Annotated in this window: 9 protein-coding genes; 4 read left to right on the top strand and 5 right to left on the bottom strand. The window is 65.7% G+C overall.

Annotated features, from left to right (window positions below):
• Window positions 1-1,090, bottom strand: a 1,090-nt coding sequence (locus AQZ49_RS17045; RefSeq protein ID WP_067618436.1) for a zinc-binding dehydrogenase, incomplete at its 3' end; no start/stop codon positions are given.
• 71 nt (window positions 1,091-1,161) lie between these two features.
• The gene (locus AQZ49_RS17040) at window positions 1,162-2,373 is read right to left on the bottom strand and encodes an MFS transporter (protein WP_067618367.1); all 1,212 of its coding nucleotides are present in this window, start codon (window positions 2,371-2,373) and stop codon (window positions 1,162-1,164) included.
• Between the two features lie 100 nt (window positions 2,374-2,473).
• On the opposite strand from AQZ49_RS17040, the gene AQZ49_RS17035 reads away from it, so the two are divergent.
• A complete protein-coding gene (locus AQZ49_RS17035) occupies window positions 2,474-3,259 on the top strand; it encodes an AraC family transcriptional regulator (protein WP_067618364.1) in 786 nt (261 codons plus the stop codon).
• On the opposite strand, the gene AQZ49_RS17030 is transcribed toward AQZ49_RS17035, so the two are convergent.
• Window positions 3,243-3,497, bottom strand: coding sequence for a GlsB/YeaQ/YmgE family stress response membrane protein (locus AQZ49_RS17030; RefSeq protein WP_067618361.1), 255 nt, complete (start codon window positions 3,495-3,497; stop codon window positions 3,243-3,245). The two genes, AQZ49_RS17035 and AQZ49_RS17030, sit on opposite strands and share 17 nt — an antisense overlap.
• A gap of 103 nt (window positions 3,498-3,600) precedes the next feature.
• Here AQZ49_RS17030 and AQZ49_RS17025 point away from each other — a divergent pair, with 103 nt between their 5' ends.
• On the top strand, window positions 3,601-4,770 hold the full coding sequence (locus tag AQZ49_RS17025; RefSeq protein ID WP_067618358.1) for an aminotransferase class I/II-fold pyridoxal phosphate-dependent enzyme: 1,170 nt from the start codon (window positions 3,601-3,603) through the stop codon (window positions 4,768-4,770).
• On the opposite strand, the gene AQZ49_RS17020 is transcribed toward AQZ49_RS17025, so the two are convergent.
• A complete protein-coding gene (locus AQZ49_RS17020; protein ID WP_067618355.1) occupies window positions 4,756-5,448 on the bottom strand; it encodes a glutamine amidotransferase in 693 nt (230 codons plus the stop codon). The two genes, AQZ49_RS17025 and AQZ49_RS17020, sit on opposite strands and share 15 nt — an antisense overlap.
• 493 nt (window positions 5,449-5,941) lie before the next feature.
• Between AQZ49_RS17020 and AQZ49_RS17015 the strand changes: the two genes are divergently transcribed.
• Complete coding sequence (locus AQZ49_RS17015) at window positions 5,942-7,840, top strand: beta strand repeat-containing protein (RefSeq protein WP_156428362.1); 1,899 nt, start codon at window positions 5,942-5,944, stop codon at window positions 7,838-7,840.
• A 78-nt stretch (window positions 7,841-7,918) separates the two neighbouring features.
• Entirely contained in the window at window positions 7,919-9,130 is a 1,212-nt protein-coding gene (locus AQZ49_RS17010) for an alkaline phosphatase family protein (RefSeq protein WP_067618352.1), read from the top strand.
• Between the two features lie 121 nt (window positions 9,131-9,251).
• Here the strand turns inward: AQZ49_RS17010 and AQZ49_RS22630 are convergent, their stop codons facing one another.
• On the bottom strand, window positions 9,252-9,410 hold the full coding sequence (locus AQZ49_RS22630; protein ID WP_197411096.1) for a hypothetical protein: 159 nt from the start codon (window positions 9,408-9,410) through the stop codon (window positions 9,252-9,254).
• Window positions 9,411-9,423 lie beyond the last annotated feature (13 nt).

Below are 9,423 nucleotides of genomic sequence, written 5' to 3'. Positions count from 1 at the left end.
AGTACGAGATCTCAAGAACGATCTTGCCGACATGCCGCTTGGTCAGGAATTCGGCCTGTGCGGCGGCGATGTCGCGCAACGCGAATGTCGCGGCGACCAGCGGGCGGATACGCCCGCTGGCGATGTGGCCGACCAGTTCGGCAAACACCCCAGCGCCCAGCACCGTGCAGCCGAACAACGCCAGATCCTTGAGGTAGAGCGTGCGCAGATCAAGCTCGACCAGCGGCCCGGCAATCGCGCCTGCCACGCCATAGCGCCCGCCCGGCCGCAACACCTGCAACAATGCACCAAACTGCGCGCCGCCCGCGACATCGATCACCACGTCGAAACTGTCGCGCCCGAACGCGGCCACCAGATCGGCCTCGCGCGGTACCACGCCTTCGGCGCCCAGCGCCTGCACGGTGGCCGCCTTGTCGGCGGCCGCCAGCGCCACGACGTGCCCCCCGCGCGCCCGCGCCAGTTGCACCGCCGCCGAACCCACCCCGCCCGAGGCGCCGGTTACCAGCACGCGCTCGCCAGGGGCCTGACCGGTGCGGTTCAGCATGTTGAGCGCCGCGCCATAGGCACAGGGAAACGAGGCCAGCTCTGCATCGCTCAGCGCGCAGGCGATCGCGTGCGCCTGAGCGGCGGGAACCCGCGCAAATTCGGCAAAGGCCCCATCGCACTCCGACCCGAAATAGCGCACCGCGCCATCGGCTGCGGGAAACACCGGTTCAACCAGCACGCGTTCGCCGATCCGCGCCGGATCGACGCCTGCGCCCACGGCAACGATCCGCCCCGCCGCATCGGCGCCCTGGATGCGCGGAAAGGTGAATTCCGCGCCGCTCCACCCATCGGACCCGGCGTCGGCAAATCCGGCATCGGCGCCGGTTGCGGTGTCGGCGGCCACGGCCTTGGAATACCAGCCGATGCGTGTGTTGATATCCGTGTTGTTGACCCCTGCCGCGCCGACCTGCACCAGCACTTCGCCCGCCCGCGCCTCGGGTATCGGCAGATCCTCGCGCCAGACCAGACGGTCAGGGCCCCCAAACCCGGTCAGCACGACACCGTGCATCGTGGTGCCCCGATCGCGGCTGGTTTGTACCGTCATCTCAACCCGGCCCCCCATGATCCCGCCCGGACCTTGCGCAACGTAGCGCAGATCCGGCCACGGGGGCAAAACTATTGGTGCGTCTTGCGCAAATTGGGCAGGAACACCGCCAACAGGCCGATCGCGGGCAGAAAGGCGCAGATGTCATAGACCGTGACAATGCCGTAACGGTCGGCCACCGTGCCCAGCACCGCCGCGCCCAGCCCGCCCATGCCGAACGAAAACCCGAAGAACAGGCCCGAAATCATCCCGATCTTGCCGGGCACCAGTTCCTGCGCAAAGACCACGATGGCGGGAAACGCGGATGCCAGGATCAGGCCGATGACCATCGTCAAAGGACCGGTCCAGAACAGTCCGACATGGGGCAGCATCAGCGTGAACGGCAGGGCGCCCAGGATCGAGAACCAGATCACGTGCTTGCGCCCGAACCGGTCGCCCAGCGGCCCGCCCGCGATGGTGCCCAGCGCAACCGCGGTCAGAAACGCAAACAGATGCAACTGCGCGACTTCGACCGTCACACCGAACCGGTGGATCAGGTAAAACGTGAAATAGCTCGTCAGGCTGGCCAGATAGACATATTTGGAAAAGATCAGCGCCAGCAGAATGGCGATCCCGCGCAACACGGCCCCCTGTGGCAAGGCCACCGATCCGCGCCGTCCGCCGGCCATGCCGTCAAGCCGCGCCAGCCCGTGGTGGCGATACCATTGCGCCACGTTCCACAGCACTGCGCACGACAGCAGCGCCAGCAGCGCAAAGAACGCCAGGCTGCTTTGCCCCCAGCGTACCACCACCAACGCGGCGGCGAGCGGACCGAGCGCCTGCCCGGCATTGCCGCCGACCTGGAACATCGATTGCGCCAGCCCGTGCCGCGCGCCCGCCGCCATGCGTGCCACGCGCGAGGATTCGGGGTGGAACACCGATGATCCCATGCCCATCAGCGACGCGCCCACCAGCAACAGCCCATAACTGTGCGCTGCCGACAGCACCATCAGCCCGGCCAGCGAAAACAGCGTACCGCCGGGCAGCGCCAGCGGAGTGGGGCGCCGGTCGGCATAGAGCCCGACCAGCGGTTGCAGGATCGACGCGGTAATCTGATAGGCCAGCGTCACCAGCCCGATCTGGGTAAACGACAAGTGCAGCTCGTCCTTCAGGCCGGGATAGATCGCCGGCAGCAGCGATTGCATCATGTCGTTGAGCATGTGGCAGAAACTGATCGCCACGATCACGCCGAACACGGTCGTCTGGGTGGCAGATATGGGCGGGGCAGTACGACTGGCGTTCATGAGACAAGTCCGTCTGGGATCGGGGCCTCGTTCGTTACCCGCTATGAACCTTGCCCGCATTCCAGTATGGGTCTTTTACTTTCGCAAGTGGGACAACAGGATGCCGTGGAAAAACCCGCGGGACGTCGAACACGTCCCCCGCCCGATCGTCGCAGTGGGCAACGATTATCCGCCCGCGTTCGAACTGGACTGGCACGAACACCGGCGCGGGCAGTTGCTCTATGCCGCGCGCGGGGTGATCGTCGTCAGCACCCCGCACGGGGCCTGGGTCGCGCCGCCAGAGCGCGCGGTGTGGACGCCGGGCGGGTGTCGCCATTCGGTGCGGATGGTCGGCGCGGTCAGCACGCGCGGGGTGTTGATCGAAGCCGATGCCCCCGGATCGCTCGGCCCCGCCAACCGCGTCATCCAGGTCTCGCCACTGTTGCGCAATCTGCTGGAAACCGCGTGCCTGATCGAGCCGCTCTATGCACTGGACAGCCGCGATGCGCTGGTAATGGATCTGCTGATGGCCGAACTGACGCGCGCGCCGACGGTGCCGCTGGCGGTGCCGTTTCCCCAGACCCCCGAACTTGCCGCCAGATGCCAGGCCTTTCTCGAATGTCCGGCCCCGCATGACACGATCGATCTGTGGGCCGCGCAACTGCGCATGGGCCGCCGCGCGTTTACCCGGCAGTTCCGCCGCGAGACCGGGCTCAGCTTTGGCGCGTGGCGGCAACAGGCATGCCTGCTGGTGGCGCTGCCCCGACTGGCGGCGGGCGAAGCGGTCACTTCGATCGCGCTCGATCTGGGCTATGACAGCCCGGCAGCGTTCACCACGATGTTCAAACGGCTGGTCGGCGTAGCCCCCAGCCATTACCGGATGACCGGTGTCAGCCGTGCCGACTGAACAACCGGACCACCAGCAGAATCGCCACCGCGCCAACAAAGGCAGTGACCAGCGACCCGATCAGGCCATGCCCCGGCGCCATTCCGGCCAGACGGAACAGCCTGCCGCCGACAAAGGCGCCGACAATGCCGAGCACCAGGTCGGCAATCAGCCCATACCCGGCGCCGCGCGTAACCCTGCCCGCAACCGCCCCGGCAACCACGCCGATAATCAGCCACGCGATCAATCCATGGTCCATCGTTAAGCCTCCTGCCTCGATCTTGCTTAACGATATTTTGGGATGGCTGTCACCTGGCTGAATGAGTTGCGCACCATGCGCCGCGCTTGCTAGTCTACCCCATATGCACGCGCTCAACCCCGTTTATACCGCCCTGCCCACCACGATTTTCGAACATATGTCGGGGCTGGCCCGGGCATCGGGGGCAATCAATCTGGGCCAGGGGTTTCCGGATGCGCCGCCGCCGCCAGCGCTTTGCGCAGCGGTGGTACGCGCGCTGGCGGAACGGTCGCAACACTATCCTCCGATGGCCGGGGTGCCCGAACTGCGCGATGCGATCGCGACATTCTATCGCCGCAGCCAGGGCCTTGCACTGGTGCGCGACCAGGTGATCGTGACCTCGGGCGCGACCGAGGCGATCGCGGCGGCGGTGCTGGCCGTGGTCAGCCCGGGCGATGAAGTGCTGTTGTTTCAGCCCGCCTATGATGCCTATGCCCCGCTGGTGCGGCGTGTGGGCGCGGTGCCGGTGTTCGTGCCGTTGCATCCCCCGCACTGGCACTATGACCGCACGGCGATCGAGGCGGCGATCACGCCGCGCACCCGCGCGATGATGATCAACGACCCGCTCAACCCCACCGGCACGGTGATGGATGCGCCGACCCGCGCGATGCTGGCGCAGATCGCAGTCAGCCATGACTTGTTCGCGATCTGCGACGAAGTGTGGGAAACCGTGCGGTTTGACGGGGGGGTGCATGGATCGCTGCTGGCCGAAGCGGGGATGGCGGCGCGCGCGGTCAAGATCGGCTCTGCAGGCAAGATATTTGGAGCGACCGGCTGGAAAGTCGGCTGGATGATCGCCGCACCCGAAGTCGCCGCCGTGCTGGCCAAGGCGCATCAGTTCCTGACGTTCACCACCCCGCCGATGCTGCAATGGGCGGTGGCCGAGGGGCTGGCCGACGATGCGCTGATCGCCGGGCAAGTGGCGGACTGGGCAGCCAGCCGCGCGGTGCTCAATCAGGGCTTGCAGGCGCGCGGTTTTGCCGTGCTGCCGGGCGTGGCGACATGGTTTAGCTGTATCGACCTGGCCGCCAGCGGCCTGGCGCTCGATGACCGCACCGTCGCCGAACGGCTGGTGCACAAGGCGGGCGTCGCCTCGATCCCGCTGTCGGCGCTGTGGGAAGGCGACGATGCGCCGCGCCACATCCTGCGGCTGTGCCATTGCAAACCGGCGGCAATGGTCGAAGACGCGATCGACCGGATCGCGCGTTGGCGCGACGCTCTAATCCAGGCCTGACAACCATTCCGCGATCATCGCGCGGCTGGCCGCGACCGCGCGCGGGCCGTGTTCGTCATGGGCGGCGCGTATCGCGCAAGGGGTGTGTCCGGCGGCGGCAAGATCATCCGGGCCCTGTTCGATCCACGCGTCGAACCGGGGATCTTCGCCCATTTCGCCGTGGAATTGCAGCGCCAGCAGGTTGCGCCCGCGCCGGAACGCCTGATGCGGATAGACATGGCTCGATGCCAGCAATTCGGCGCCGGGGGGCAGATCGAATGTGTCGCCATGCCAGTGCAGCACCGGCACGCCCTCGACATGGCGCAGCGGTGTGTCGCGCGCATGGACCTTGACCGGGTGAAACCCCACTTCCTTGGCGCCGCCGGGATAGACGCGCGCGCCCAGCGCGGCGGCGACCATCTGCGCACCGAAACAGACCCCCAGCGTCGGCCGGTCGGCCTCCAGCCGCCGCGCCAGACGGCGCAACTGGCAGGGTATCCACGGATGCGTGTGGTGTTCATAGACACCCATCGGACCGCCCATCATGATCACCAGATCGGGTCGGACCAGGTCGCACGACGAAAAATCGGGGTCGCACACGTCGATGCGATCGACCTGGTAGCCCGCAGCCTCTATCGGATCGCGGTAACCGGCAACACCTTCATGGGGCACGTGGCGGATGATCAGGGCAGACTTCATGAACAATCAGATCGGCAGTTTCTCTCAACAATAAAGCGATTACAGGCCCAGCCGGGTCCAGAAATCGTCGGCTGTCAAATCCCGCCCCTCGGCCCGAGCCCCGGCCAGCGCCTGACGCCAGGAGGGGTGGGGCAAACGCGGCAAGGGTCGCTCAACCCGTGACTGACGAAGCAAAACAGATTTTTTTGCCATCACGCAAATTCCTTTTCGGGGCCGGACCGGTCTGGGGAGAGGATCATCCCGGTCCGACACTCATATCTCTACCGATTCACTTGGGTATAGTCACGCGAGAAAAATTCAACCGCCGCAAAGCCAGACTTGATCAAAGTGAATTCGAAATTTGTCGCCAAATTCGAGTGGATAGGTGCTCGCCGCCGATCGATCGGAGGGTAGGATAGCGGGTATCGACAGTGCGACGAACCACCACGGTTGCCGCTGCACTCGCGGGCGGAGGCATCCAGCAATGCGCTTATCGGCGGCACGCAAGACAACGATGGCATGGAGCCTGTGCTCACTGTCTCTGGTGGTGACCGGCTGCACCGGCAGCGATGGCGGGGTTAACAGTGCCAACACCACCACGACCACCACGACCACCAACACCGGATCGGGCACGACGACCACGACCACCAACTCGGGCGGCGGCAGCACCACGACATCGGGTTCGGGCACGTCGACAGGAACAGGATCGGGCACCGGGACGGGATCAGGCACAGGAACGGGATCAGGCACCGGGACGGGGACCGGTACAGGATCGGGGACCGGGTCAGGATCGGGCTCCGGATCGGGCTCCGGCTCCGGCGCCACCACCCCGGCTGCACCCAGCCTGGCCAGCCTGACGGCCAGCCAGACATTTGCCGACAACGCCGCGACCCAGACCGCGACAATCAACACCACCAGCGAAAACGTCACTTCGGGCGCATCGACCAGCCAGACACTGACCGTCAGCTATGACGTTACGTCGAAAAGCTATACCATCACCACCCAGGGCCGCACCCAGACGTTCGCGCCCGCCAACCTGACAAGCACCACCAACGGGATTGCGATCTATTCGATCACCAACGGCACCACCACCGACCGTCTGACGCTCGAATCCGCCAGCGTGACCGGATACAATTCCAGCTATCCGCAATATTCCGGGCTGGGCTATTGGCAGCGCACGTTCACCAGTGGCACCACCGACGACATCAGCGTCGATTTCTTCATCTATGGCCTGGCTTCGACCGCGGCCGAAGTGCCGACCACCGGTCAGGCCGCCTATGCCACCAGCGTCTATGGGCTGGTCACCCTGCCAGGCAGCGAAGCGCGCTTTTTCCAGGGCACCGGGCGCGCCGATGTCGATTTCCTCGACGGGGTGTTCACCACCAGCGCCACGGCCAGCGAAACCGGCATCCAGTCGCAATCGAATTTCGGCAGCGGCGTCACGATCAGCGGATCGGGCACCCTGTCATCGGGCACCAACGCCTTTTCCGGCTCGATCACGTACAAGGGACTGAACAGCAAATCGACCGGTACGCTCAACGGCGAATTCTATGGCCCCGCGGCGCAGGAACTGGGCGGCTCGTTCGCGACCACCGGTGCCGATGGCAGCAGCGCCAGCGGGGTGATCTGGGGCGCGCAGAATTCGACGCTGACCCCGATCAATCTGACGCTGACCAATATCGTTGTCGATCAGGTGTTCACCGCCCATGGCGCAGAACTGGCGGTGGCCACAGGCGGCAGCGCCAGCGCCAGCCTGGCGGCCGGAACGGTCGAATTGAACCCCACCGGCACGACCACCGTCACCCCGGCCGGGATCGCCGCCACGGCACTGACCAGCGCCAATGCGACCACCAGCAGCAACACCAATTTCAATGCCTTTACCGTCGGATCAGGTGCCAGCGCGGTCACCGTCGATATGTACAGACAAGGCAAAGCCAACACCGAACTGGCGCTGACCTATATGAATTTCGCCAGTTGGCAGGGCCCGGCCAGCGGCGGTGGCACGACGACCGCCTGGCAAGTCTATGGGGTGGGGACCGATCCTGGGGTGATCGCCGCGCGGACCGGTTCGGCGACATATACCGGCGTCGCCTATGGCACTGCATGGAACGGCGCCAGCCAGGCCAGCGTCAACGGCACCGCCAGCCTGTCGGTCAATTTCGACATGGGTGGCTATTCGGGCAACTTTGGCCTGAAAAGCGCGGCAACCAATTACGGCACGTTCAACGTGTCGGGCACGATCACCGCAGGCACCGCCAACACCGGCAGCCTGACCGGCACGATGGCCGGCAGCGGCACGATCGCCCCGGCGTTCTTTGGGCCCACCGGGCAGGAATTCGGCGGGCCGTTCCAGATCTCGATTCCGGCATCAAGCACCACGATTGTCGGCGCAGTCGCGGCAAAAGGCGGATAATCAAACAAAAACCCGCGCATTGCTTGTCTTGGTGGTGAAACCACGCCAGCCTAGGACATCGACGATGCGAGGTGAGACATGAAAACCGTGATCCGTTTCCTGGGCCTGCTGTGCCTGTTCGTGGCGGGGCCCGTTATGGCCGAACCCGCGCCGCTGATCCTGATTTCGATCGACGGGTTTCGGGCCGATTATCTCGACCGCGGGGTCAGCCCGAACTTGTCCGCGCTGGCCGCAGACGGGGTCCATGCCGAACGCATGATCCCCTCGTTTCCCTCGGTCACTTTCCCCAACCACACTGCGCTGGTGACCGGGCTCTACCCCGATCACAACGGCATCGTGAACAACGCGTTCGACGATCCTGCGCTGCCCGGCCATTTCACCATGACCAGCCATGAAGAAGCCTGGTGGGGCCAGAGCACGCCGATCTGGATCAGCGCCGAACGCGCCGGCATCCACACCGGGGTGATGTTCTGGCCTGGCGTCGCGGTGCCGCACCACGGCACGCGCCCGGGCCTGTGGCATGATTTCGACCACGGCGTGGCGCCGGCTGCGCGCGTCGATGCCGTGCTCGGCTGGATGGACCTGCCGGCCGGCCGTCGCCCCGCCTTTGCAGTGCTCTATTTCGAGGCAGTCGACAGCGCGGGCCACAGTTTTGGCCCGGATTCGCCGCAAGTGAACGCCGCCGTGGCCTCGATCGATGCCGCCGTGGGCCGCCTGCTGGACGGGTTGAAGGCGCGCGGGATTGCCGCCAACGTGATCGTGGTGGCCGACCATGGCATGGCGCCGGTTGGCAACGAGCATCTGATCCTGCTCGACGACGTGATCGACACCGGCGTAGCCCATGTCGCGTTCGATGGCACCGTGCTGGGGATCGATACCCCCGGCACCCCGGCAGGCGATGCGACCCGGCAAAAACTGCTCGCGCCCCAGCCGCACATGCAGTGCTGGGACAAAGCCCATGTGCCCGCCGACCTGCATTACGGCACCAACCCGCGCGTGCCTGCGGTCGTCTGCCAGGTGGCCACCGGTTGGCTGGCGCTGACCCGCGACAGTTACCGGCGCGGCCAGGAGGCCCACCCCGGCATCGAAAAGGGCGCCCACGGCTATGATATCAACGATCCCGCGATGGGCGCGCTGTTCATCGCCAATGGCCCGGCATTTCGCACCGGGCTGACCATTGCGCCCTTCCCCAATGTCGATGTCTATCCGCTGATGGCCAAAGTGCTGGGCATCACCCCGCTGCCCAACGACGGCAAACTGTCCGACCTGGCGCCGATTCTGACCCATTGAAATAGCCCACCCAATCCTCCCCGAATCGGGGAGGATCTGGCGGCGTGCCGGCAAGGAATGGACCCGCGACACCCTGTCGGGCATCGCGGGTCCGCTTTCCTCCCCAGGAAAGGTCTTGGGATCAGCGCCCGGCGGCGCTGCCGAGGCGGTGATAGAGGTTGGAGAATTTGACCGAGTCGGGGGTGTCCTCAATCTGTTTCAGATGGCTCAGCACGGCTTCGCGGATCAGGCGAAAGTCTTCGGTGGAAAGGACCGCGCGGGCGCGTTGGGGTTCTGCCATGTGCTCTCTCCTT

The organism is Novosphingobium sp. FSW06-99 (assembly GCF_001519065.1).
Lineage (GTDB): Bacteria > Pseudomonadota > Alphaproteobacteria > Sphingomonadales > Sphingomonadaceae > Novosphingobium.
This window is presented reverse-complemented; position numbering and strand designations above follow the sequence as displayed.